Genomic DNA, 23,035 nt, shown 5'->3' on the forward strand with positions numbered 1-23,035 from the left:
GGTTGATGACGACCGCCGGCAGAATGTCGCCGCGCGTCGAAACCTTTCCAAAGGTGGTTGACGCGTTGTGAACGACGGGCGCGTTTGTTGAATCAACGAGCCTTTTCAAAGGGCGTTCTTGCGCGATGACGCGGCAATGAGCCGCGCCGATGCGCCTGTTCCGCTGATTGAGGCGGCTGCGCACCACAACCCTTCAGCGTTTGTTAGCCACTGCCATTCACCGTGACGCCCGTCGTCCGGGGTCGTTCAAATCGACCTGGGCTGCACCCCGATCTCGAAGGGATCGGGGTTTATTTCACACCAGAAGGGTATGAAAATGTCAGGTATCGTCCTCTCGGCGTCGGTGCGCCAGAATTTGCTGTCGCTTCAGTCGACGGCTCAGCTCCTCGCCACCACCCAGAACAATCTCTCCACGGGCAAGAAGGTCAACTCGGCGCTCGACAATCCGACCAACTTCTTCACCGCCCAGGGTCTCGACAACCGCGCTTCCGACATCTCCAATCTGCTCGACGGCATCGGCAACGGCGTGCAGGTGCTGCAGGCCGCCAACACCGGCATCACCTCGCTGCAGAAGCTCGTCGACAGCGCCAAGTCGATCGCCAACCAGGTTCTGCAGAGCGCGGTGGGCTACTCCACCAAGTCGAGCGTGACCTCGGCGGCTCTGACCGGTGCGACCGCCACTGACCTGCTCGGCTCCAGCTCGACGGCTGTGACCGGCTCGGTCGTGAACAACGACAATACCTCGAGCGCGGTGGCGATCACCGGCTCGACCAAGCTGTCGGGCACGGCGGGCACCGCGTCGAACAACCTCGCCTCCGGCATCACCTCCGGTGAGACGCTGGTCGTCAACGGCACCACCTTCACCTTCATCACCGGCACGTCCTCGACGGGCACCAACATCGGCATCGGCGACAGCGTCAGCAACCTGCTGTCGGCGATCCAGACCCAGACCGGCGTGACCGCGTCGATCACCGCGGGTGCGATCACCCTGACGCCGCCGGCGGCGGGATTGACGCTCTCGGGCAGCACCGGCACCTTGGGCAAGCTCGGGCTGACTGCTGTCGGCGACGGCTTGTCAGGTCAGACCTTGACGGTCGGCGCCACAGGAGGTGGCACGGCGACAAGCATCACGTTCGGTCTAGGGACAGGACAGGTCAAGTCGCTGAACGATCTCAACGCGAAGCTCGCAGCCAACAACCTGCAGGCCTCGATCGATTCGTCGACCGGCAAGATCACCCTCAGCACGACCAACGACGCGGCGTCGGCCACGATCGGCGCGATCGGCGGTACGTCGGCTGCATCCAGCCAGGCCTTCAACGGTCTGACGGCGGCGGCTCCGGTGGCGGATGTGACCGCGCAGACGCAGCGCGCGAGCCTGGTCTCGCAGTACAACAACGTGCTGGCGCAGATCAATACGACTGCGAGCGATGCGTCGTTCAACGGTGTCAACCTGCTGAACGGCGATACGCTGAAGCTGACCTTCAACGAAAACGGCAAGTCGACGCTGTCGATCACCGGCGTGACCTTCAACTCCGCGGGGCTCGGGCTGACGACCCTGACCTCGGGCACCGACTTCCTCGACAACAACTCGGCGAACAAGGTCATCGGCGTGCTCACCACCGCCAGCTCCACGCTGCGCAACGAGGCCTCGACGCTGGGTTCGAACCTGTCGGTGGTGCAGGTTCGTCAGGACTTCAACAAGAACCTGATCAACGTGCTGCAGACCGGCTCGTCGAACCTGACGCTGGCCGACACCAACGAGGAAGCGGCCAACAGCCAGGCGCTGTCGACCCGCCAGTCGATCGCGGTGTCCGCGCTGTCGCTCGCCAACCAGTCGCAGGCGAGCGTGCTGCAGCTGCTGCGCTGATCCGCAAGCATCGCATCTCGACGACCAGGGCGGCGGGGGAAACCCCGCCGCCTTTTTATCGGAGGAAAGGTCCGACATTGCTGCGGCGTAGCTTGGCGAGCGCGCAAAAATCGGAAAGCCCGGTCTCGCGACTGGCGAGCCGGGCCTTTCGATGTCGGGTGAGGAGACGAAAGCTCAGGCCGCCGAGCTCACCGGCTTGTCCTGCTGTTCGGCTTCAGCCTGCTCGATCAGCTTCTTCTCGTAGGCGACGAGCTTCTTGGCTTCCTTCAGCGCCTGGTAGAGATCGCCGTTGAGGATATGACCGTTGATCGCCTCGATAATCGGCCAGGCGCTCGGCACCGTGGTGATGATGTCGCGCAGCAGGTTGAAATAGGTGCCGTGATCCGCGTCTGCCCCCGGCGAGATGTACATCAGCTGGACCGCAAGATAGACGAGCTTGGCCGGCGTGTCGGCCGTCTCCGGCGTCAGGATGTCCTTCTCGCGCAGGATCGGAATGTTCTCGCCGTCGATCAGGAGGCGCGCGCGCTGATCGGTGTTGGTGATCACGCAGGAGCCGATGATGATGCGCTCATGCGGCTTCAGTTCGACTTTCAGGGCCATTCTCATTCTCCGTTGCCGCAATCGGCGTGGCGCCGAACCTGCTGCGTCGAGGCCGATGACGGGTCCAGCTGCCAGTCTAGATCGCGCGGGGAGTCTGCGCGCTCGATCGGTCGGTGCGCAGCAATCCTTTCCGATCATGGTTAACGGACGGTAAACGGCCGCGCCCGCCTGGCGAATATACGGTGTTTTCAAGGTGATCCGCGGCGAATCGCCGATGCGCGGCCGTGCCGATGCCACGCATCGGGGACCGCGAGCGGTCGTGACTTCACTGTTTGTTAGCCGCTCGCATTTACCTTAACGCCCGTCGCCCGGTGGTGCAGTCACCGACGGGCTTCGCCTTGATCCTGAATGGATCGGGCCGTTTGTTTCACACCAGAAGGGTATGAAAATGTCAGGTATTGTTCTCTCGGCGTCGGTGCGTCAGAATCTGCTCTCGCTTCAGTCGACGGCTCAGCTCCTCGCCACCACCCAGAACAATCTCTCCACGGGCAAGAAGGTCAACTCGGCGCTCGACAATCCGACCAACTTCTTCACCGCCCAGGGTCTCGACAACCGCGCTTCCGACATCTCCAATCTGCTCGACGGTATCGGCAACGGCGTGCAGGTGCTGCAGGCCGCCAACACCGGCATCACCTCGTTGCAGAAGCTCGTCGACAGCGCCAAGTCGATCGCCAACCAGGTGCTGCAGAGCTCCGTGGGCTACTCGACCAAGTCCAGCGTGACCTCGGCGGCTCTGACCGGGGCGACCGCCACCGACCTGCTCGGCTCCAGCTCGACAGCTGTGACCGGCTCGGTCGTGAACAACGACAATACCTCGAGCGCGGTGGCGATCACCGGCTCGACCAAGCTGTCGGGCACGGCGGGCACCGCGTCGAACAACCTCGCCTCCGGCATCACCTCCGGTGAGACGCTGGTCGTCAACGGCACCACCTTCACCTTCATCACCGGCACGTCCTCGACGGGCACCAACATCGGCATCGGCGACAGCGTCAGCAACCTGCTGTCGGCGATCCAGACCCAGACCGGCGTGACCGCGTCGATCACCGCGGGTGCGATCACCCTGACGCCGCCGGCGGCGGGATTGACGCTCTCGGGCAGCACCGGCACCTTGGGCAAGCTCGGGCTGACTGCTGTCGGCGACGGCTTGTCAGGTCAGACCTTGACGGTCGGCGCCACAGGAGGTGGCACGGCGACAAGCATCACGTTCGGTCTAGGGACAGGACAGGTCAAGTCGCTGAACGATCTCAACGCGAAGCTCGCAGCCAACAACCTGCAGGCCACGGTCGACTCGTCCACCGGCAAGATCTCGATCACCACGACCAACGACGCGGCTTCGGCCACGATCGGTGCGATCGGCGGTACGTCGGCTGCATCCAGCCAGGCCTTCAACGGTCTGACGGCGGCGGCGCCGGTGGCGGATGCGACCGCGCAGACGCAGCGCGCGAGCCTGGTCTCGCAGTACAACAACGTGCTGGCGCAGATCAACACGACCGCGGCCGACGCCTCGTTCAACGGTGTCAACCTGCTGAACGGCGATACGCTGAAGCTGACCTTCAACGAGAACGGCAAGTCGACGCTCTCGATCACCGGTGTGACCTTCAACACTGGCGGTCTTGGCCTGTCGAACCTCACCTCGGGCACCGACTTCCTCGACAACAACTCGGCGAACAAGGTGATCACCCTGTTGAACTCGGCGAGCTCGACGCTGCGGTCGGAAGCCTCCACGCTGGGTTCGAACCTGTCGGTGGTGCAGATCCGTCAGGACTTCAACAAGAACCTGATCAACGTGCTGCAGACCGGCTCGTCGAACCTGACGCTGGCCGACACCAACGAGGAAGCGGCCAACAGCCAGGCGCTGTCGACCCGTCAGTCGATCGCGGTGTCCGCGCTGTCGCTCGCCAACCAGTCGCAGGCGAGCGTGCTGCAGCTGCTGCGCTGATCCACAAGCATCGCATCTCGACGACCAAGGCGGCGGGGGAAACCCCGCCGCTTTTTTTTCGCCTGGTTTGGCCGTCCGGCCCGTATCAATACTGGTCTGGAACCGGACGCGAGTGGAGCCAAGGATCGCAACCAGTCGTTAAGCAAGAAATTTAAAGTGCCATTAACCATGTTTTAAAAGTGGGTGGACTAGAACCCCCTGGTGAATAACTAGGAAGGTTTCACACACATGTCCGGTATCGTTCTCTCGGCTTCGGTTCGCCAAAACCTGCTGGCGCTGCAAAACACCGCATCGCTGCTGGCCACGACTCAAAACAACCTGGCCACCGGCAACAAGGTCAACACGGCGCTCGATAACCCCACCGAATTCTTCACCTCGCAATCGCTCAACAACCGCGCGAGCGACATTGCGAATCTGCTCGACAGCATCGGCAACGGTGTCCAGGTTCTCCAGGCTGCGAATACCGGTCTCACCTCACTTCAGAAGCTTGTCGACAGCGCCAAATCGATCGCAAGCCAGGTGCTTCAGGCGCCGACGGGATACACCACCAAGTCGAGCGTGACCTCCGCGGTCATCTCAGGGGCGACGGCGAACAACCTGCTCGGCAGCTCCTCAAACAATTTCGTGACCGGCAGCACGGTCAACAACGACAACCTCAGCTCGGCCGTTGCGATCACCGGATCCACCAGGCTGTCGGGTACGGCGAGCTCGACCTCGAACGACCTGGCGAGCAGCGTCACCACCGGCGATACGCTCGTGGTCAACGGTGTCGTGTTCACCTTCGTGGCCGGCTCGGTCTCGGCCGGTACCAATATCGGCGTCGGCGACACCGTCAGCAACCTCCTGGCTGCCATCGATTCGGTGACCGGAGCCACCGCAACGCCGTCCACGGTGGCAGCGGGCAAGATCCAGCTGGCGACAGGCACGGCGCAGGATCTGACAGTATCGGGCACGGCCCTGGCCAAGCTCGGATTGACCGCCGGCACGACCACACGAAATCCGCCAGCCTTGACAGGACAGACGCTGACAATTGCCTCGACAGGGGGCGGCATCGCAACGAACATAACGTTCGGCACAGGTGCTTCGCAGATCTCGACGCTGGCACAGCTCAATACGGCGCTCGCGGCCAACAACCTGCAGGCCAGCCTGAGCACGACGGGCCAGCTTACGATCCTCACCACCAACGAAGCGGCATCGTCGACGATCGGCGCGGTCGCCGGCTCTTCGACCGCGGCCAGCATGGCCTTCAACGGCGTGACGGCCTCGACCCCGGTGGCCGACACCAACTCTCAGACGACGCGTGCCGGCCTGATCGCGCAGTACAACAACGTCCTGGCGCAGATCAACACCACGGCGCAAGACGCCTCGTTCAACGGCATCAACCTGCTCAACGGCGACACGCTCAAGTTGGTGTTCAACGAGACCGGACGGTCCACGCTGAACATCACCGGCGTGACCTTCAACAGCACCGGTCTCGGCCTGTCGGCGCTGGTGGTCGGAAGCGACTTCCTCGACAGCAACTCGGCCAACAAGGTGCTCACGACCTTGAACAGTGCATCGACCGCGATCCGCTCTGAAGCGTCGTCGCTCGGTTCGAACCTCTCGATCGTGCAGATCCGTCAGGACTTCAACAAGAACCTGATCAACGTGCTGCAGACCGGCTCGTCGAACTTGACCTTGGCCGACACCAACGAAGAGGCTGCCAACAGCCAGGCGCTGTCGACCCGTCAGTCGATCGCGGTCTCCGCGCTCGCGCTGGCCAATCAGTCGCAGGCGAGCGTGCTGCAGCTCCTGCGCTGACGCGCGAACGTACCGGAATAACATCTCATCGAAGCGGCGGGCCATGCCCGCCGCTTCTGCGTTAGGCTATGCCGAGCGTGCCGGCACTGGTCTTCGTTCGATGTCGGGGCAGTGAGTCAGCTCTGTGAGAACGCCGTTGTTCGTGTAGTTCGCGCCGCCCGGGCGGGATGAACAACGTACGAGCTTCGTCCGGACATTTTGAATCACCGCGTTCGCAAGAAATTAAGAGGTGCACCAAACAAAGCGATTTGTGGTGCTCCGTGACGCTACGAAACAAATTCCGCTAACGGCCGCTAACCATATTTTAAAGGCACACAAAGTACAAAACCTGAGCAGTTTGGTCGTGTCCCTGCGTCAGTCCGGAGTAGTTGATGTCATATGCCGCTCAAGCCTATGCCCGCACGTCGCAGACGACGGCATCACCACGGGAGATCGAAGCTCAGGCTCTGTTGAAAGCGGCACGGCAGCTGCAGGAAGTCCAGGCCAATTGGAACGGCCCTGATCGCAACATGTACAAGGCTCTTCTCTTCAATCGTCGCTTGTGGACGATCTTCATGAGCGCGATGGAGGCGGACGACAATCCGAATCCGCTCGACATCCGCCAGAACATAGCAAATATCGGCGTGTTCGTGATGAAGCAGACGATCGAGATGCAGATGGACCCGGATCCGGCGAAGCTCAAGTCGCTGATCGACATCAACTGCCACATCGCCGCGGGGTTGTCCGGGCGGAGCTGACCGTCGGGGGCAGGGCGGGAGGCGCGTCGTCGTGACCGATATCGCCAGCATCCTGTCTGCGTCCTACAAGTCGAACCTGCGCAGTACGGCGCGAAGCAACAGCAGATACGTGGCCGTCTATCCGACGCTCTATATCGGGGCGGCTGGAGCGGAAGACATGCCAACGGGAAGTCGTTCCCGGTCTCATGCGTTCAGGATCGGCGATACGAAGTTCACGCCGGCCGGCAACGCCAAGGCCCAGATCAAGAACGTGGTCACCGACGCCGCCTCGGGCCAGACCTATCTCGACACCGCCTACGCGATACGGAGCCGTTGATCCGCCAAAGCTGCGGGGCTCGATACGGCAACGCCGCCCGGTGGGGCGGCGTGCGGGCGGCGGAATGAAGCGGCCCGGTTCCGCGGGGGCTCAGGCAGTGCGATCGGTCGCCACGACGCGCGGCACGTCCGCCCTCTGCATATCCTTCTGCAGGTCGAGCGTGTTGAAGTAGGCCCGGCGGCGCAGCACGGCCTCATCTGGATATTGGGTCACGACCTGGTCGGTCTTGCGGTTGACCACCTGGAACACCAGAGCGGCAGCGGCGCGATCGTAATAGGCTTGGCGTGACACGGACAGATCGTTTGCGATGTTGACCGGGATGTCGTTGCGCACGGGGACGCCGGGCTCGGCCGCGGTCACGGTCTGGCTGGGAGGAAGGTCCGTCGGAACAGCGCTCACCACCGCCTGGCTCGACGGCGGAATTATCGGAACGGACGCAGGCGTCCCTACCGGTCTTACGCTGAAATCGGAACTCATGGCAGCCTCCTCATGGCCATCGAGTCAATTCCCAACCCATCCCGCTTGCAACTATGCCGATGACCAATCAACGTTATGTTAGGAAATAGGATGAACACCGCGTTGTGATTCGCGCCGGCCTTTTAAGCTTATCCGAGCGTTAAACGGCGGCGGCCGCGCGGCCCTCGAGGCGGCGCGGCGCTGCGATGCAGATGGGGGCTGGCGGTGAGGCTCAGAGCGTTCGGCTGACGGCGAGCGGGGTGAGGTGCCGTGCGCCCGGGGCGGCGCGGCGGCCGCCGGCGGTATAGGTGCTGGGGATGTTCTTGCGCTGAACCTCGGCATTGACGCCGCGCACGATCTTTTCCGAGATCGCGTGCGCCGTCGCCAGCACGGTCAGGTTCACCTGCAGCATGGCGCGAAAGGTGTCGTGGTGGCGATGCAGGGTGGCGAGCAGCTCCGGCGCGGTCTGCTTCATGAAATTCTGGCTCGCCTTGAGGCGGCCCACGGTCGTGACGTAGTGGCGGGACAGCTCGGTCTTCTTGGGGCCGAACGCCATGCCTTCGCGCAGCTTGCCGGCGCGGACCAGTTCGGTCTCCTGCTCGATGACCGCGATCAGCTCGCTCATGACGCTCACCATCTCGTCGGCGAGCGCGCGTGCCTCTGCGGCGCTGGTGGCGGCCGTGTAGGTCGTCTTCTTCGCTTGTCCCTGTGCGGTCATTTCATAACTCCCTTCGGCGTGAGCGTTTGCCGCCCACGCGCTCGTCACGCGAACATCTACGCTTTGCCGTTGGCGCCGGAGCTGCTGCCGGCCTGTTGCAGGATGAGAGTGCGGAAGACGTCGTTTGAGATGCCGACGCCGCCGGCCTTGGCGAAGTTCTTGGAATATTGCTCCGTCAGCATCGAGCGCCAGACGCCGGTGCCCGGCGTGTCGCCGAACGGACCTTCGCCCTTCATGCCGCTGGTCATCTGCGAGAACATGCTGTTGAGGAACATGGCTTCGAAGTCGGTTGCCGTCGCCTTGGCCCTGGCCTGTGCCTTGGGCGAGACCTTGGTCAGAGCCGCCGCGAGATCGAGATCGGTGCGCGGCGCGGTGACGGCCGCGGCCGTCGGCATGCTGAGAGCGACGCGGCCATGATAGGAGTCGATGAAGGACGTCGCCATCACATCACCTCGATGTCGGCTTCGATCGCGCCGGCCGCCTTGATGGCCTGCAGGATGCTGATCAGGTCGCGGGGGCCGATGCCGAGGCCGTTGAGGCCGTCGACCAGTTGCTGCAATGACACGCCGTCCCTGACGACCGCGAACTTCTTGCCTTCCTCGGTGACGCCGACGCTGGTGCGCGGCGTGACCACGGTGCGGCCGCGCGACAGCGGATTGGGCTGGCTGACCTGCGGACTTTCGGAGATCGTGACGGTGAGGTTGCCCTGGGCCACGGCGACGGTCGCCACACGCACGTCGCGACCCATCACGATGATGCCGGAACGCTCGTCGATGACGATCTTGGCGGCGAGATCCGGGTCGACCTGCAACTGCTCGATCTCGGTCAGCAAGGCGACGACGTTGCCCTTGAACTCCGGCGGGATACTCAGCTGCACCGTCGACGGATCGATCGGCTCGGCAGTCTTGACGCCGAGGAAATCATTGACCGCGGCCGCGATGCGCTTGGCGGTGGTGAAGTCGGCGTTGCGCAGCGCAAGCCGCACGTTGGGCAGCCGGTTCAGCGCGAACTCGATCTCGCGCTCGATGATGGCGCCGTTGGCGATGCGGCCGACCGTCGGCACGCCGCGCACGATCTTGGCGGCCTCGCCCTCGGCCTGGAAACCGGAGATCGCGAGCGAGCCCTGCGCCACCGCATAGACGTTGCCGTCGGCGCCGAGCAGCGGGGTGACGAGCAGGGTGCCGCCCTGCAGGTTCTTGGCGTCGCCGAGCGCGGAGACCGTCACGTCCATGCGCGTGCCTTGCGTGGCGAATGGCGGCAGGTTTCCGGTGACCATGACAGCGGCGACGTTGCCGGTGCGGATGGTGGCGCCGCGGATGTTGACGCCCATGCGCTCGAGCATCGCCTGCAGCGACTGCTTGGTGAACGGAATGTTGTTCAGCGTATCGCCGGTGCCGTTGAGGCCGACCACGAGGCCGTAGCCGATCAGCTGGTTCTGGCGCACGCCCTCGATATTGGCGAGATCCTTGATCCGCGAGGTCGCATTCGCAGACATGACGGTAGATGCCAGCGCCAGCACCGCGGCGCAGGCGACCTGAAACAGGCGCGTAGTTCGGACGCGTCGCATCCTATGCTCCCCTCGAACTCTTCAAGTGATCACTCGGCCACTCCCATGACCGCATGATCGGCATTAACTATGCGAGGGCCGTGCCACAGCGATGCTCCTGGCTAACTCATTGAAAGAGTGTGAAATCGACTCGAAGCTTTGTCGCGATCCAGGGTTACTCCGGGGGAACGAAGCTGCCGCCCCGGCAGAATTTGCCGGGCCGTTTACGCACCGTTAACCACGGCGGAGCCAATCTCCCGCTCGACACGCGAAGCTTGCGGGAGCCATCGATGCGCATCTACGGACCGAACGGCACGACCCTGGGCTCGTCGACCAGCTCCACGCGGAAGACCTCGTCCAGCGGCTTCAAGCTGCCTGACGTCGGCACCACGCAGGACACGCGCGCGACCCTCGCGCCGAAGCAGACGGCGAACATCGATGCGCTGCTGGCGCTGCAGGGCATCGAGGAGGAGCCGGCGGAGCGCCGCAAGCGCTCGGTCCAGCGCGGCAAGCGCGCGCTCGACGTGCTCGATGATCTCAAGCTGACGCTGCTGTCCGGCAAGCTCGACACTGCGATGGCGCTGCGGCTTCGCGATGCCGCGGCCGACCTGAAGCAGACCTCGGGCGACCCGGGACTGGATGCGATCCTCTCCGAGATCGAACTGCGCGTCGAGGTCGAGCTCGCCAAGGCCGGGCGGAGCTGAGACGCTTCGCGCGTTCAAGCCGCCTTCGACGGCTGTTGCGCGTCGTAGCGCCGCTGCGCGGCGGTGACCTCCTTGAGATGACGCTCGGCCCAGTCGCGCAGCGGATCGACCGCGGCTGCGAGCGTCAGCCCGAGCGGCGTGATCGAATATTCGACGGTGACCGGGACGGTCGCGATCGCGCGCCGCCGCACCAGGCCGTCGCGCTCCAGGCTCTTCAGCACCTGGGACAGCATCTTCTGCGAAATCCCTTCGATCGACCGCCGCAACTGATTGAAGCGCAAGGGTTCGTTGCGCAGCAGGATCAGGATCAGCACGGCCCATTTGTCGCCGACGCGGTCCAGGATCTGTCGCGTTGGGCAGTCGGCCGAATAGACGTTCGCGGCTCTCATCGGTTACTCCGGCGTGACCAGGTGATCTTAAAGTGCGCTCTTAACACCAGCATTCATTCCGTTATCTAGTCACTATCGGATACCAAGGCGGCTTCGTCCAGACCTCGGATCCGACCTCGTGATCTCGAACATAGGAGTTTCCCCATGAAGATCGCCGTCGCCGGCGCCTCCGGCCGTGCCGGGTCCCGCATCACCGCCGAGTTGGCCAGCCGCGGCCACCAGGTCACCGGCATTGCCCGCAACCCGGACAAGATCGAGAAGCACGCCAACGTCACGGCGGTGCGGGGGGACGCCAACGACCGCGCCGCGCTGGCGAAACTCTGGGCCGGCCATGACGTCGCGATCAGCGCGATCCATTTCTCGGCCAGCGATGTCGAGACCCTGATCGGGGCGGCCAAGGACCCCGGCGTATCGCGTTACCTCGTGGTCGGCGGCGCCGGCTCGCTCGAGGTCGCGCCGGGTGTGCGGCTGGTGACGACGCCCGGCTTTCCGGCCGCCTACAAGGCCGAAGCGGAGAAGGGCGCCGCGTTCCTCGACCGCCTGCGCCAGGAGAAGGAGCTCGATTGGACCTTCCTGTCGCCCTCTGCGATGATCGATTTCGGCCCCCGGACGGGCAAGTTCCGGCTCGGAACGGATCAGCTGCTGGTCGATGCCGACGGCAAGAGCTTCGTCACCTTCGAGGACTTCGCGGTCGCGATGGCCGACGAAATCGAGCGTCCAGCCCACCGGCGGGCCCGTTTCACGGTCGGTTACTGAGGCCGTCCACGGCGTCCCGCCGGCTGGGGCCGAATTTGCCTGTGCAACGGCCCGAACGGCGGGGCGCCCGTGCCGATGGAAATATTGTCTGTCACATGAGGCCGCTATATAACGCGGCCGCGAACGGGCGTATTCCGTCCGCCGGTGCCGAAACCGGCGCCAGCACGTACAGATGGGCTGACCTTGGAAAAGTTGAAGAACTACAAACCTTCCGAAAAAGAGCCTTTCATGAACGAACGCCAGCGCGACTATTTCCGCGCCAAGCTGCTGGCATGGAAGGAGGAGATCCTGCGCGAATCGAAGCTCACCCTGCAGGCTCTGCAGGAGGAGAACGTGAACCATCCGGACCTCGCCGACCGCGCGTCGTCGGAGACCGATCGGGCGATCGAGCTTCGCGCCCGTGACCGCCAGCGCAAGCTGATCTCCAAGATCGACGCGGCGCTCCAGCGCATCGAGGACAACACCTACGGCTATTGCGAGGAGACCGGCGAGCCGATTTCGCTGAAGCGGCTCGAGGCCCGTCCCATTGCGACGCTGTCGGTGGAGGCGCAGGAACGCCACGAGAAGCGTGAAAAGGTCTATCGCGACGAGTAGGTCGCGACATTGACCTGAACGAGCGGGGATTGCGGCCGCTTGCCGGGTGCGGCCGCAGCGTCTGTTGCCGAGACGGCGCCGGTGTGCGCGAGGTCGAGTGTCTGGTCACCTGAGCGGTCTGCGGGCCGGCAATGCCGGCACGACCGCGCGCGCTGTTGGTTTTCCAAGCGTCCGGAACTTTTTCGCGTCTGCTGAATTATCGGCGGTTCCATCTCGGAACGCCGCGGGGAATCATGGGCGAGCCGGACATAGCCAGGGGCGCGCTGGCAACGATGCAGCGTTCCTATGGCGCCTTGAGCATCAAGGGGCGCCTCCTTCTCCTGGCCGGCATTCTGTTCCTGCCCTGCGTCGGGCTGATCGCCTATGTCATCGTATCGATGGCGCAATCCGCCGACGCCTCGATCCGGCGCGGCCTGTCCTATGCCGCGCAGACGATCTCCGGTGCCGTCGACGCCGAATTGCGGCGTTACATCGCGCTCGCCGAGGTGCTGGGCAAGTCTCCGGATCTCAGTGCCGCCGATCTCAGCAACTTCGAGGCGGAGGCGCGCCGCGTCGGTGCGGTCAGCGGCGAAGGCTGGATCATCGTGTCGGACGCGAGCGGCCGCATCCTGCTCAACACCGGGGCGACGCCGGGCAAGCCGCTCGGCGAGCGCGCGCCCGAAGGCTGGGGCTCGCAGGAGCGCGCTTTTCAGTCCGGAAGGCCGTCGATCTCCGACATCTTCACCGGTCCCAATTCCGGCGCGTGGGTGGCGACCGTCGATGTCCCCGTCTTCAAGGACGGCAAGCCGTTCCGCTGCCTTTCGATTGCCATGCCAGCCGCGAACTACACCCGGCTGCTGGCCCAGCAGCAGCTGCCAGCCGACTGGCTGGTCGGCATCATGGACGGCCAGGGCCGCTACATTTCGCGCATCCCGAAGAACGCCACCTCGACCGGGCAGCCGGCGTCGGCCGGATGGCGGGCGACTGCCAAGGCTGAGGGGATCGCGGAGTTTCCGTCGATCGAGGGCGATCGGATCATCAACGCCAATGCGCGTCCCCAACTGAGCGACTGGACTGTCGGGGTCGGCATCAAGCAGGCGGCTTTCGCCCAGGCGATCTCCTCGACGGTGCAGACCGCAACCATCGCGGCGACGACGATCTGTGCCCTGGCGCTGCTGCTGGCGGCCGGCATCGGCCGAAGCATCGCCCGGCCGCTCGAAAGCATCGCCGTCAAGCGCGCCATCCCCGGCGAGGCCGCGCCCTCCGATCCCCCGGAGGTCCGGGCGCTCAACGCCCGACTAGCTGCGGCCGAAAAGGCGCAGGCGGAGAGTGCACGCGTCATCCAGGAGAATTTCGGGATGCTCGCCCAAGCCAGGGACGATGCGTCGCGCACGGCCGGGCAGCTCAAACTCGCCGCGAAATACGGACGGCTTGGCACCTTTACCTGGGACGGCAGATCCGGCGCCAGCCACTGGTCCGATGAGATCGAAGAGCTCTATGGACTTGCGCCGGGCACGTTCCCCGGGACCTATGACGCCTGGCTGGCGCTGGTGCATCCCGAGGACCAGGCGCGTGCCGACCGGGACAACAAGCAGGCGCTGACAACCGGGGAGCTCGATTCGGAATGGCGGGTGCCGCTGCCCGACGGCTCGATCCGCTGGATCGAGGCGCGCGCCCGCATGTTGGGTGGCGAGGGCGGCGGCGATCCGTACATGATCGGCGTCAACATCGACGTCACGGCCGCGAAGGAAGCCGACCGCAAGCGCGAACTGCTCGTGCATGAGCTGGCCCATCGCGTCAAGAACAGCCTTGCCGTGGTGCAATCGCTGGCGCATCAGCTGCTGCCGCGGCACGACGCCAAGGTCCGCGATTTCACGTCGCGCCTGCATGCGCTGGCGACGGCGCACACGAGCCTTGCCGAGAACGACTGGCAGGGCGCCGATCTCGCCGCCCTCATCAGGAGTCAGGTCGTGCCGTTCGCCAGCACACCGGATCAACTCGCCACCAGCGGCCCCGCCATCCTGGTTCCGGTCGAGCTGACGACGCAGCTGGCTCTCGTCATCCACGAGATGGCCTGCAACGCCAGCAAATATGGCGCGCTCACCACGCCCGACGGCCACGTCGATGTCAGCTGGTCGTTGGCGCAGGACGCGCTGCATGTTCGCTGGCAGGAAAGCGGTGGCCCGCCGGCAACGGAGCCGCCAGTGGTCGGCTTCGGCAGCCGGCTGCTGACCCGCACGGTCAGGCATCTGCAGCGGACGTTTGCCGAGAGCGGGCTGACCTGCCAGTTCGAGCTGCCCTGGCTCAAGACGCCTGGCGAGAGTTCGGTGGCCGCAACGGAGGCGAGCTGAGCGCCGGTGCGCGAAACGCTGCGCGGCTGGAGTTCGCGCTCCAACGAGGACGCGATCGTCGCCTCTGCGGAAAGTCTGCTCGAACTCGGCATCGTGAGACGTGAAATCGGTTGAACGAGCCGCTTGCGCTGCGGCCGCGCCGTCTCAAATTGTTGATGAAGCTGAGATGGGAGCCCAAAACTCGTTTATAAACAATCCGTTCACCATAGATCCTGCGATGCCGGTTCGGACCGCGGGCCAAGGGAGTTGAAGGGCCATGGGAGCAGACGAGATACTATCCGCTGCGCGACTGATCGTAGATGCCCGCAAGCAGCGGGCGCCCTTGGGGGCTCTGCCGCCTCAGCTTCAGCCGAAGGATGAAGCAGCCGGCTATGAGATCCAGCGCGAAGTCCATTGGCTGCTCGCCGAACAGGCCGGTGACTTCGCCGGCTACAAGATCGGCTGCACCAGCAAGGTGATGCAGGACTATCTTGGCATTCCGCATCCCTGTTCCGGCGGAGTGTTCGCGTCCGGTATTCACCAGACAGGTGTCGAACTGCGCACGGCCGACTTCGTCCGCGTGGGCGTCGAATGCGAGATCGCCGTGCGGCTCAAGCACGACCTGCTGCCGTTGGACGCGCCGTTCACCATGGATCGTGTCGTCGAGGCGATCGGCGACTGTCACGCGGCGATCGAGATCGTCGACGACCGTTATGTGCAATGGCAGACGCTGGGCGCGCCGATGCTCGTCGCCGACGATTTCTTTGCTGCCGGCTGTGTCCTCGGCCCGGCGCTCCCACGCGCTGCCGTAGCGGACTTGGCCGCGGTGCAGGGCCGTGCCATCGTCAACGGCACCTTGGTCGGCGAGGGCACTGGCGCGGATGTGCTGGGACATCCGGTCCATGCGCTGGCCTGGCTTGCCAATCATCTCGCCGCCAGTGGTGACGGGCTCGAGGCCGGGCAGCTCGTCCTGACCGGCAGCCTGGTCAAGACGATCTGGCTCAAGGCCGGCGACCGGGTACGGATGGAGCTGGACGGCCTCGGTGTGGTCGAGGCGACGTTCGGGTGAGCCGAGGTAGGGCCGGAACGTCTTGAGCTGGGGTCCGTCAGCTCGGGTGTGACAGCTAAAACGAACGCGGCCTCCGGCAGGGGAGCTACCGGAGGCCGCGTATACATCACCCGCCGCGCCTAGGTTCGCATTGGGCAATGTGGGAGCTCGTTTTCAGAGAAGGGCGGCGGCTGCGGGGGTCATGCGCCGTGACCCATATCGCGCTCGGCCATCCCTTGTCCGACCCTCCCGCGCGGGGAGGGATTTCGGTCGTGTCCTGGTCCTCGTTTCGATTTGCGCCTTGCGAGGTCATCGCATGGGCGGCTTCCCGAGCGACCGGGCGGCGCTCCGCCCGGTCATTGATGCTGAGGTTTGCCTCAGAACGGCAGCAGGATATCCATCACCTGCTGGCCGTAGCGCGGCTGCTGGACGTCGGAGATCTGGCCGCGGCCGCCGTAGGAGATGCGGGCCTGGGCGATCTTGGTGGAGTCGATGGTGTTGTCGCTCTGGATGTCCTCGGGCCGCACGATGCCGGCCACGATCAGCTCGCGGATCTCGTAGTTGACCCGGATCTCCTGCTTGCCTTCGACGACGAGGTTGCCGTTCGGCAGCACCTGCGTCACGACCGCGGCGACGCTGGTGGTCAAGGACTCCGACCGCTGGATCGTGCCCTTGCCGTCCGAGGACGAGGTGCCGTCGGCAGTCAGGATGCGGCCGGGCAGCACCTTCTGCGCCTGCACGCCGAGCGTCTTCGCGCCGATGAAGTCGGTGATGCCCGAATCCTCCTTGTTGGTGCGGCTGCGCTGGGTCTCGTTGGCGAAATTGGCCTTGTCGGAGATGCTGACCGTGACGGTCAGGAGGTCGCCGACCTGACGGGCGCGCTGGTCCTTGAAGAAGGCGCGCGAGCCGTTGCGCCACAGCGAGTTCGGCGCGTAGGACACGGTTTCGGGCTTCGGCATCGGCATCTGCACCGGCTTGTAGCCCGGCTGCGTGGTCGGATTGTCGATCTCCGTCAGCTTCGGCCGCTCGCCAATCTGGCTGAGACGGTCGATCGAGGAGCATCCGCCGGCGATCGACAGCACCGCGAAGGAAACCGAGATCAGCGCGACCCGGCGCAGGCTCGAGACGCCCCGATCATCAAACTTGAACTTCGACATGAAACTTACTCGGCTTTCGGGGTGGCGGAGGTGGGAAGGCGGCTGGCGACGGCGACGGGTGCGGCGATGTCGGCTTCGGAGGTCTGCGCCGGCTTGGCGACGGCGATGTCGACGGAGACCTGGCCGCGACCCGAGACGCGACCGGTCACGGTGCGCTTGGACTGCAGATTGAGCACGCTGACGACGTCGCCTTCGGTGCCCGACTCCAGCGCCTTGCCGCGCGTGGTGAGATAGATGCCGGCGGTCTGGAAGATCAGCGTGACCGCCTGGTCGCGCTGCACGAGGTCGGGCTTGGCGAGGTCGGTGGTCTTCAGCGCCTGGCCCGCGCGCGCCGGGCGGCGCATCTGCATGCCCACTGCGAGCTCGCGCGTGGCGGGGTCGCCGCCGCCGAGCTCGGCGCGCGGCCGCCGCTCGGTCTGCAGGTCGCCTGAGCGGATCATCTCGTTGCGGTCGATGTTGCGGGTCAACACCACGGCCTCGACGGTTTCGATCGCCGTGCCGGTGTAGCGCAGCTTGGTCGGGCTCGCGCCATTGGCATGGCCGAGCTCCAAGGTGATGTCGAAGCGGCCGCTGCGCGGGTCGAACCGGACGCTGGTCGGCGCCAGCGTGCCCGACGTCGAGGCCTCGAATTTGAGGTCCTGCACCGGCTGGTCGAAGCTGATGCTGAGGTTGGCGGCATCGCCAAGTCCGTTGCGGTGATCGAGCGCCTGGGCCACCGTCGTGCTGATCTCCTTGGCGTCGACGGCGCGCGCCAGCCGCGTGACCGCGACCTCCTTGATGTCGCGGACCTCGACGCCGATCACCTGGTGGGTGCGCAGGGTTGCGATCACCTGCGCGGCCGGCAGCACGCCGGTCGTGCCGAGGTCGGGCGCGCGGTAGACGGCGATGTTGGCCGCGACGCCCGCATTGTCGATCAGGTCGCCGACGCGAACGATGTCGCCGGTGACGTTCACGGTGGAGCGCAGTACGGGCGCCTTGATCTGGTCGTCGGCCTCGCCGGCCAGCGCCGATAGCGCAGTCGAGGCGAGCAGGGCGGCCGCAAGCAGGAAGGGACGGACGGTGCGGGTCATGATGGCGATCTCCCTTCGAACCTCAGCGGAACAGCGCAGTGGTCGACTGCAGCATCTGGTCCGCGGCCGAGATGACCTTGGCGTTCATCTCGTAGGCGCGCTGCGCGGCGATCAGCTCGCTCATCTCGCTGACGACGTCGACATTGGCCTGCTCCAGGCTGCCCTGGGTGATGCTGCCGAGACCATCCTGGTTGGCGACGCCGTCCTGCGGCGGCCCGGAGGAGGGGGTGTCGGTGAACTGGTTGTTGCCGACCGGCTGCAGGCCGGCCTTGTTGATGAAGCGGGTGACCTGGAGCTGGCCGATGATGTTCGAGGTGGTCGAGCCCGGCAGCGTCACCGAGACCTGGCCCTGCGCGTTGACGGTGATGCCCGAGGCGTTCTGCGGGATCGTGATGGTCGGCTGCACCGGGTTGCCCTGGGCGGTAACGATCCGGCCCTGATTGTCCATCTGGAAGGTGCCGTCGCGGGTGTACTGGAAGGTGCCGTCGGGCATCAGCACCTTGAAGAAGCCCTCCCCCGAGATCGCGAGGTCGAGATCGTTGCCGGTCTGCGACAGCGTGCCCTGCGTCATCGAGCGCGGCGTGCCGACGGTCTTGACGCCGCCGCCGATGTCGATGCCGACGGGCAGGATCGTGCCCTGGTCCGACGACTGCGCGCCGACGCGGCGCATGTGCTCGTAGATCAGGTCCTGGAACGCCACCGTCTGCTTCTTGAAGCCGGTGGTGCGCAGGTTGGCAATGTTGTTGGAGATCACCTGAACGTTGAGTTCCTGTGCCGCCATTCCGGTCGCAGCGGTGTGAAGCGCCTGCATGTCACGTCTCCTTCAAGATCTGTCAGGCCGGAACGTCGGCGAGTTTCTCGATCGCGTTCTTGCGCAGGTCGCTCTGGACCTGGAGCATGTTGGCGACCTGGGTGTAGGCGCGCATCACTTCGACCATCTTGCTCATCTCGCCGACCGCGCTGACGTTCGACTTCTCGATGTAGCCCTGCTGGATGGTCGACTTGGTGTCCTGCTGCGGGATGGCGCCGCCGGCGGCGGCGTAGAGGTTGTTGCCCTGCTTCTGCGCGGCCTGCGGATCGGCGAAGTTCACGATGCGCAGCTTGCCGCGGATCGAGTCGGTGCGGTTGACGCCCTCGACCACCGTCACGGTGCCGTCGGGCGAGATGTTGATGTCGTGGTCGGTCGGCTGAAACACGATCGGACCGCCGGTGCCGAGCACGAGGTCACCGGCGGCGGTGACAAGCTGGCCGAGATTGTTCATGTGCAGATTGCCGTCGCGGGTGTAGCGCTCGCCGGCCGCGGTCTGCACCGTCAGGAAGCCGTTGCCCGTGACGGCGACGTCGAGCGCGTTGCCGGTGCGCTGCATCGAGCCCTGCGAGAAGTCGCGATAGGTGCCGCGGTCCTGGACATAGGACACCCTGCGGGCGGCGCCCGGAAAATTGTCTTCATGCGCGCCGGAGGAGAGATACTCCTCGAACAGCTGCTGATCGGCCTTGAAGCCGTTGGTGTTGACGTTGGCGACGTTGTTGGCAACGACGTCGAGTTGCCGCTCCAGCACCATCTGCCGCGACAATCCGATGAGAAGCGCGTTCTCCACCGGTCGATCTCCCCTTTTGACGAATCCCGTTCGCGGCACCTCTCCCAAGGCGGTCTCGACCGGGTCTTCAACGAACCGTTCAGCTCTCCCAAGCCGGCGGGTTCGCAAGGGGTACAGCGAAAGCCGTGCCACTATGAAAATCGTATTCCTATCAATGAATTAGAGTTTCGATGGCGTCCGAAACGCCCGGCAATAACGTCTCGCTAACCATAATTGCCCGGCAAGATTTTCCCACCGCCTCGGCAAAAGAAAGCTTCCGTTAACCATTGTTACCGTAGCGTTCACTCAACAAAGCGCAGATGCGCTGGGAGCGTTGGTTTCGCGTCATTAAGCTTTCTGGCGGCATCGGCTCGATTTTCCGGAAGGATCCGAAAGCCATGGCCGAGAACGACGCCGGAGCAGGCGAAGGCGAGGAGCAAGCAGGCTCGCCGAAGAGCAAGCTCAAGCTGATCATCATGGTCGTCGGCGCGCTGGCGCTGCTCGGCGTCGGTGGTGCGGCCTATTTCTTCTTCTTCAGCCACAAGAACGACGAGCATCACGCCGAGGCGGCGCCGCCACCGAAGCCGCCGGCCTTCGTCGAGGTGCCGGACCTTCTCGTCAACCTGGTCGGCAATCCCGGTGACCGCGTCCAATATCTGAAAGTGAAGATCGTGCTGGAGGTGAAGGAGGAGAAGCAGGTCGAGTCGATCAAGCCGACGCTGCCGCGCGTCACCGACATCTTCCAGACGTACTTGCGCGAGCTCCGGCCGAGCGACCTCAACGGCTCGGCGGGCCTGTTCCGGCTCAAGGAGGAGCTCACCAAGCGGGTCAACGTCGCGCTGGCGCCCAACCAGGTCAACGCGGTGTTGTTCAAGGAAATCGTGGTCCAGTAAGGCAAAGAAGCTCAACGATCATGGCGGGCAACGATCAAGTCGACCAGGATGCGATAGCCGCGCAATGGGAAGCCTCGCTCGACTCGGAGGATCCCACGGAGGCCGCGGAAGCCGCAGCAGCCAATGAACTCACCGAATCGATGGCCCTGCAATGGGCCGCGATGGTCGAGGACGGCAGCCGCGATTTCGGCGCCACCAAGAACGGCGGCGAGCGGGTGCTGTCGCAGGAGGAGATCGACAATCTCCTCGGCTTCACCGCCGGCGAGGTCAGTCTCGACGACCATTCCGGCATTCGCGCGATCATCGATTCGGCGATGGTCTCCTACGAGCGTCTGCCGATGCTCGAAATCGTCTTCGACCGCCTGGTGCGGCTGATGACGACGTCCTTGCGCAACTTCACCTCCGACAACGTCGAGGTCTCGCTCGACCGCATCACCTCGGTGCGCTTCGGCGACTACATGAACTCGATCCCGCTGCCCGCCGTGCTCAGCGTGTTCAAGGCGGAGGAGTGGGAGAATTTCGGGCTCGCCACCGTCGACTCGACCCTGATCTATTCGATCATCGACGTGCTGCTCGGCGGCCGCCGCGGCAACACCCAGCTCCGCGTCGAGGGTCGCCCCTACACGACGATCGAGACCAACCTGGTCAAGCGCCTGATCGAGGTGGTGCTGAGCGATGCCGAGCAGGCGTTCCGGCCGCTGTCGCCGGTGCGCTTTACCATCGACCGGCTCGAGACCAATCCGCGTTTCGCCGCGATCAGCCGGCCCGCCAATGCCGCGATCCTGGTGAAGCTGCGGATCGACATGGAAGACCGCGGCGGCAACATCGAGCTGCTGCTGCCCTACGCGACGATCGAGCCGATCCGGCCCGTGCTGTTGCAGATGTTCATGGGTGAGAAGTTCGGCCGCGATCCCGTCTGGGAAGGCCACTTCGCCACCGAGATCGCCAAGGCCGAGATCGCCGTCGACGCCGTGCTCTACGAGGCCGACGTGCCGCTGAAGCAGCTCATGAAGCTGAAGGTCGGCGACACCCTGCCGCTCGACATCCGTCCCGATGCGCTGGTCGCGGTCCGCTGCGGCAGCACCATGCTGACGGAGGGGCGGATGGGGCGGGTCGGCGACCGCGTCGCGATCCGTGTCACCAAGAATTTGCGCAAGCCGAATACGACGCTTGCGATGTTCGAAGGCGCCGAAGGCCAGAACAAGTTGATGGAGGCCCAATGAACCACTCCCTCGGATTGATCATCGAAAGTCTGGTGGCGGTCTTGTTGGTGCTGACCATCGGCTATTGCATGCTGCTGAATTCCAGGCTCAAGCGGCTGAAGGCGGACGAGCATTCGCTCAAGGCCGTGATCGCGGAGCTGATCACCGCGACCGAGATCGCCGAGCGGGCGATCGGCGGCCTCAAGCTCGCGGTGCGCGACGTCAACGACAATCTCGGCAATCAGCTCGCCGCCGCGACGCAGATGTCCGACCAGTTGCGCAAGCAGCTCGCCGAGAGCGACGGCGTGGTGCGCCGGCTGTCGCGCATCGCCAGCGCCGCGCGACCCATCACCTCGCCTGAAGCCGCGCCGGAGCCGGCCCCTGCGCCTGCGCCGGTGCCGGCGATCACGACCGAGCCGGTGCGCGTCTCCAGTGCCAAGGCGGTTGCCGCCGCGGCCCAGGCATTCTCCGAACGTCGAAGGACTGGTGGCCTTGCCGCATGAATGCGTTTCGTAACATCCGCGTCATTCCCGTCGTCCTGATCGCGGTGGCCTGCCTTGCGGTCCTGAAGGTGGCCGGCCTCGTGATCGATGGCGGCTACGTTTTCGACTATGACCCTCACCCGACCAAGCGGTCCTGGGCCCAGGAGAACCTGGGCTATCCCGGCCGCGAGGACAACGACATCGTCACCGGCTCCACGCACGGCGCGCCGAAGGAGAAGAAGGAGGAGGCGCCCAAGCCCGCCGCTCCCGACACCAAGCCCGAGGGCGTGGTGATCAAGCCCGAGGAGAACCAGCAGCAGGTGTCGCCGGCGGAGAAGGCGATCCTCGAGCGGCTGCAGTCGCGTCGCCAGGAGCTCGACGCGCGCGCTCGCGAGATCGACATCCGCGAGAGCCTGTTGCGCGCCGCCGAGCAGCGCATCCAGTCCAAGACCGAGGAGATGAAGGCGATCGAGGGCCGCATTTCCGGCGCGCAGGCCGCCAAGACCGAGGCCGACAACGCCCGCTTCAAGAGCATCGTCACGATGTACGAGGGCATGAAGCCGAAGGATGCCGCCAAGGTGTTCGACCGGCTCGAGATGTCGGTGCTGATCGAGATCGCCTCGCAGATCGCCCCGCGCAAGATGTCGGACATTCTCGGTCTGATGACGCCGGAGGCCGCCGAGCGGCTCACCGTCGAGCTCGCGCGCCGGGCCGGCGCCGACAGGCCCGAGACCAGCGCCGAGCTGCCGAAGATCGAGGGCAAGATCGTGCCTGTGAAGAGCAATTGAGCCGCATGTTTAATGCGCCCTTAAACGCCGGCACCTAGATTTCCGGCGTGGCGGGGCAGGCGTATCCGTCAAGTTGCGGATGTCGAA

24 protein-coding genes are annotated in these 23,035 nt (G+C 64.9%); 14 read left to right on the forward strand and 10 right to left on the reverse strand.

Translation table 11 applies throughout. The features are described 5' to 3' along the window. Positions 1-316 precede the first annotated feature (316 nt). A complete protein-coding gene (locus tag QW887_RS16470) occupies positions 317-1,867 on the forward strand; it encodes a flagellin (protein WP_315715995.1) in 1,551 nt (516 codons plus the stop codon). A 174-nt stretch (positions 1,868-2,041) separates the two neighbouring features. Here the strand turns inward: QW887_RS16470 and flbT are convergent, their stop codons facing one another. Beyond that, a complete protein-coding gene (gene flbT, locus QW887_RS16475) occupies positions 2,042-2,467 on the reverse strand; it encodes a flagellar biosynthesis repressor FlbT (RefSeq protein WP_315715996.1) in 426 nt (141 codons plus the stop codon). Positions 2,468-2,855: 388 nt separating this feature from the next. On the opposite strand from flbT, the gene QW887_RS16480 reads away from it, so the two are divergent. The 4 genes from QW887_RS16480 to QW887_RS16495 all read left to right on the forward strand — a co-directional run bounded on the left by QW887_RS16480 (position 2,856) and on the right by QW887_RS16495 (position 7,259). Continuing rightward, the gene (locus tag QW887_RS16480; RefSeq protein ID WP_316187527.1) at positions 2,856-4,406 is read left to right on the forward strand and encodes a flagellin; all 1,551 of its coding nucleotides are present in this window, start codon (positions 2,856-2,858) and stop codon (positions 4,404-4,406) included. 228 nt (positions 4,407-4,634) lie between these two features. Beyond that, on the forward strand, positions 4,635-6,206 hold the full coding sequence (locus QW887_RS16485) for a flagellin (RefSeq protein ID WP_316187526.1): 1,572 nt from the start codon (positions 4,635-4,637) through the stop codon (positions 6,204-6,206). A 371-nt stretch (positions 6,207-6,577) separates the two neighbouring features. Continuing rightward, a complete protein-coding gene (gene flaF / locus QW887_RS16490) occupies positions 6,578-6,943 on the forward strand; it encodes a flagellar biosynthesis regulator FlaF (protein WP_315715999.1) in 366 nt (121 codons plus the stop codon). A 31-nt stretch (positions 6,944-6,974) separates the two neighbouring features. Further along, positions 6,975-7,259 carry a hypothetical protein gene (locus QW887_RS16495; RefSeq protein WP_316187525.1) on the forward strand — a complete coding sequence of 95 codons (285 nt, stop codon included), beginning with the start codon at positions 6,975-6,977 and terminating at the stop codon, positions 7,257-7,259. 90 nt (positions 7,260-7,349) lie between these two features. Here QW887_RS16495 and QW887_RS16500 read toward each other — a convergent pair whose 3' ends face one another. The 4 genes from QW887_RS16500 to QW887_RS16515 all read right to left on the reverse strand — a co-directional run bounded on the left by QW887_RS16500 (position 7,350) and on the right by QW887_RS16515 (position 10,000). Then, positions 7,350-7,736 (reverse strand): hypothetical protein, encoded by a 387-nt coding sequence (locus tag QW887_RS16500; protein WP_315716001.1) that lies wholly within the window; start codon positions 7,734-7,736, stop codon positions 7,350-7,352. A 211-nt stretch (positions 7,737-7,947) separates the two neighbouring features. After that, the gene (locus QW887_RS16505; RefSeq protein WP_315716002.1) at positions 7,948-8,433 is read right to left on the reverse strand and encodes a hypothetical protein; all 486 of its coding nucleotides are present in this window, start codon (positions 8,431-8,433) and stop codon (positions 7,948-7,950) included. A 56-nt stretch (positions 8,434-8,489) separates the two neighbouring features. Further along, entirely contained in the window at positions 8,490-8,876 is a 387-nt protein-coding gene (flgJ, locus tag QW887_RS16510; RefSeq protein WP_316194698.1) for a flagellar assembly peptidoglycan hydrolase FlgJ, read from the reverse strand. Further along, positions 8,876-10,000: a flagellar basal body P-ring protein FlgI gene (locus tag QW887_RS16515; protein ID WP_315828149.1), complete on the reverse strand. Its 1,125-nt coding sequence runs from the start codon at positions 9,998-10,000 to the stop codon at positions 8,876-8,878. Before QW887_RS16515 ends, flgJ begins: the two co-directional genes overlap by 1 nt. Positions 10,001-10,269: 269 nt before the next feature. Here QW887_RS16515 and QW887_RS16520 point away from each other — a divergent pair, with 269 nt between their 5' ends. After that, entirely contained in the window at positions 10,270-10,683 is a 414-nt protein-coding gene (locus QW887_RS16520) for a flagellar assembly protein FliX (protein ID WP_315738785.1), read from the forward strand. Positions 10,684-10,697: 14 nt separating this feature from the next. On the opposite strand, the gene QW887_RS16525 is transcribed toward QW887_RS16520, so the two are convergent. Further along, the gene (locus QW887_RS16525) at positions 10,698-11,072 is read right to left on the reverse strand and encodes a helix-turn-helix domain-containing protein (RefSeq protein ID WP_315716006.1); all 375 of its coding nucleotides are present in this window, start codon (positions 11,070-11,072) and stop codon (positions 10,698-10,700) included. A 144-nt stretch (positions 11,073-11,216) separates the two neighbouring features. On the opposite strand from QW887_RS16525, the gene QW887_RS16530 reads away from it, so the two are divergent. From QW887_RS16530 to QW887_RS16545, 4 genes are all read left to right on the forward strand, one after another. Beyond that, positions 11,217-11,828, forward strand: coding sequence for an NAD(P)-dependent oxidoreductase (locus QW887_RS16530; protein WP_316194699.1), 612 nt, complete (start codon positions 11,217-11,219; stop codon positions 11,826-11,828). Between the two features lie 228 nt (positions 11,829-12,056). Beyond that, complete coding sequence (gene dksA, locus QW887_RS16535) at positions 12,057-12,422, forward strand: RNA polymerase-binding protein DksA (protein WP_170323279.1); 366 nt, start codon at positions 12,057-12,059, stop codon at positions 12,420-12,422. A gap of 233 nt (positions 12,423-12,655) precedes the next feature. Continuing rightward, positions 12,656-14,752 carry a sensor histidine kinase gene (locus QW887_RS16540; RefSeq protein ID WP_316194700.1) on the forward strand — a complete coding sequence of 699 codons (2,097 nt, stop codon included), beginning with the start codon at positions 12,656-12,658 and terminating at the stop codon, positions 14,750-14,752. A 256-nt stretch (positions 14,753-15,008) separates the two neighbouring features. Next, positions 15,009-15,800 carry a 2-keto-4-pentenoate hydratase gene (locus tag QW887_RS16545; RefSeq protein ID WP_316187523.1) on the forward strand — a complete coding sequence of 264 codons (792 nt, stop codon included), beginning with the start codon at positions 15,009-15,011 and terminating at the stop codon, positions 15,798-15,800. A 356-nt stretch (positions 15,801-16,156) separates the two neighbouring features. Here the strand turns inward: QW887_RS16545 and flgH are convergent, their stop codons facing one another. From flgH to flgF, 4 genes are read right to left on the reverse strand one after another with little or no spacing between them, the layout of a single operon-like run. Then, the gene (gene flgH / locus QW887_RS16550) at positions 16,157-16,936 is read right to left on the reverse strand and encodes a flagellar basal body L-ring protein FlgH (protein WP_315716010.1); all 780 of its coding nucleotides are present in this window, start codon (positions 16,934-16,936) and stop codon (positions 16,157-16,159) included. 5 nt (positions 16,937-16,941) lie between these two features. Continuing rightward, positions 16,942-18,009, reverse strand: coding sequence for a flagellar basal body P-ring formation chaperone FlgA (gene flgA, locus QW887_RS16555; protein ID WP_316175803.1), 1,068 nt, complete (start codon positions 18,007-18,009; stop codon positions 16,942-16,944). A 19-nt stretch (positions 18,010-18,028) separates the two neighbouring features. Next, a complete protein-coding gene (gene flgG / locus QW887_RS16560) occupies positions 18,029-18,817 on the reverse strand; it encodes a flagellar basal-body rod protein FlgG (protein ID WP_315716012.1) in 789 nt (262 codons plus the stop codon). A 22-nt stretch (positions 18,818-18,839) separates the two neighbouring features. Further along, positions 18,840-19,604 carry a flagellar basal-body rod protein FlgF gene (gene flgF, locus QW887_RS16565; protein ID WP_315716013.1) on the reverse strand — a complete coding sequence of 255 codons (765 nt, stop codon included), beginning with the start codon at positions 19,602-19,604 and terminating at the stop codon, positions 18,840-18,842. A 377-nt stretch (positions 19,605-19,981) separates the two neighbouring features. On the opposite strand from flgF, the gene fliL reads away from it, so the two are divergent. Genes fliL through QW887_RS16585 form a run of 4 tightly spaced genes read left to right on the forward strand, consistent with a single transcriptional unit; the run spans position 19,982 to position 22,948 of the window. Then, positions 19,982-20,476, forward strand: a complete 495-nt coding sequence (fliL, locus tag QW887_RS16570; RefSeq protein WP_315716014.1) for a flagellar basal body-associated protein FliL — start codon at positions 19,982-19,984, stop codon at positions 20,474-20,476. 20 nt (positions 20,477-20,496) lie between these two features. Then, on the forward strand, positions 20,497-21,699 hold the full coding sequence (gene fliM / locus QW887_RS16575; protein ID WP_315716015.1) for a flagellar motor switch protein FliM: 1,203 nt from the start codon (positions 20,497-20,499) through the stop codon (positions 21,697-21,699). Then, positions 21,696-22,181 (forward strand): DUF6468 domain-containing protein, encoded by a 486-nt coding sequence (locus QW887_RS16580; protein WP_315753139.1) that lies wholly within the window; start codon positions 21,696-21,698, stop codon positions 22,179-22,181. Before fliM ends, QW887_RS16580 begins: the two co-directional genes overlap by 4 nt. Further along, a complete protein-coding gene (locus QW887_RS16585; RefSeq protein ID WP_315716017.1) occupies positions 22,178-22,948 on the forward strand; it encodes a flagellar protein FlbB in 771 nt (256 codons plus the stop codon). The genes QW887_RS16580 and QW887_RS16585 overlap by 4 nt, the downstream gene beginning before the upstream one ends. Positions 22,949-23,035: the final 87 nt, after the last annotated feature.

It is taken from the genome of Bradyrhizobium sp. SZCCHNRI3052 (genome assembly GCF_032484895.1).
Taxonomy (GTDB): domain Bacteria; phylum Pseudomonadota; class Alphaproteobacteria; order Rhizobiales; family Xanthobacteraceae; genus Bradyrhizobium.

Bases quoted from the DNA above. Each gene is read 5' to 3' on its own strand.
- QW887_RS16470 (WP_315715995.1), top strand. From the start codon at position 317: ATGTCAGGTATCGTCCTCTCGGCGTCGGTGCGCCAGAATTTGCTGTCG.
- flbT (WP_315715996.1), bottom strand. From the start codon at position 2,467: ATGGCCCTGAAAGTCGAACTGAAGCCGCATGAGCGCATCATCATCGGC.
- QW887_RS16480 (WP_316187527.1), top strand. From the start codon at position 2,856: ATGTCAGGTATTGTTCTCTCGGCGTCGGTGCGTCAGAATCTGCTCTCG.
- QW887_RS16485 (WP_316187526.1), top strand. From the start codon at position 4,635: ATGTCCGGTATCGTTCTCTCGGCTTCGGTTCGCCAAAACCTGCTGGCG.
- flaF (WP_315715999.1), top strand. From the start codon at position 6,578: ATGTCATATGCCGCTCAAGCCTATGCCCGCACGTCGCAGACGACGGCA.
- QW887_RS16500 (WP_315716001.1), bottom strand. From the start codon at position 7,736: ATGAGTTCCGATTTCAGCGTAAGACCGGTAGGGACGCCTGCGTCCGTT.
- QW887_RS16505 (WP_315716002.1), bottom strand. From the start codon at position 8,433: ATGACCGCACAGGGACAAGCGAAGAAGACGACCTACACGGCCGCCACC.
- flgJ (WP_316194698.1), bottom strand. From the start codon at position 8,876: ATGGCGACGTCCTTCATCGACTCCTATCATGGCCGCGTCGCTCTCAGC.
- QW887_RS16515 (WP_315828149.1), bottom strand. From the start codon at position 10,000: ATGCGACGCGTCCGAACTACGCGCCTGTTTCAGGTCGCCTGCGCCGCG.
- QW887_RS16520 (WP_315738785.1), top strand. From the start codon at position 10,270: ATGCGCATCTACGGACCGAACGGCACGACCCTGGGCTCGTCGACCAGC.
- QW887_RS16525 (WP_315716006.1), bottom strand. From the start codon at position 11,072: ATGAGAGCCGCGAACGTCTATTCGGCCGACTGCCCAACGCGACAGATC.
- QW887_RS16530 (WP_316194699.1), top strand. From the start codon at position 11,217: ATGAAGATCGCCGTCGCCGGCGCCTCCGGCCGTGCCGGGTCCCGCATC.
- dksA (WP_170323279.1), top strand. From the start codon at position 12,057: ATGAACGAACGCCAGCGCGACTATTTCCGCGCCAAGCTGCTGGCATGG.
- QW887_RS16540 (WP_316194700.1), top strand. From the start codon at position 12,656: ATGGGCGAGCCGGACATAGCCAGGGGCGCGCTGGCAACGATGCAGCGT.
- QW887_RS16545 (WP_316187523.1), top strand. From the start codon at position 15,009: ATGGGAGCAGACGAGATACTATCCGCTGCGCGACTGATCGTAGATGCC.
- flgH (WP_315716010.1), bottom strand. From the start codon at position 16,936: ATGTCGAAGTTCAAGTTTGATGATCGGGGCGTCTCGAGCCTGCGCCGG.
- flgG (WP_315716012.1), bottom strand. From the start codon at position 18,817: ATGCAGGCGCTTCACACCGCTGCGACCGGAATGGCGGCACAGGAACTC.
- fliL (WP_315716014.1), top strand. From the start codon at position 19,982: ATGGCCGAGAACGACGCCGGAGCAGGCGAAGGCGAGGAGCAAGCAGGC.
- fliM (WP_315716015.1), top strand. From the start codon at position 20,497: ATGGCGGGCAACGATCAAGTCGACCAGGATGCGATAGCCGCGCAATGG.
- QW887_RS16580 (WP_315753139.1), top strand. From the start codon at position 21,696: ATGAACCACTCCCTCGGATTGATCATCGAAAGTCTGGTGGCGGTCTTG.
- QW887_RS16585 (WP_315716017.1), top strand. From the start codon at position 22,178: ATGAATGCGTTTCGTAACATCCGCGTCATTCCCGTCGTCCTGATCGCG.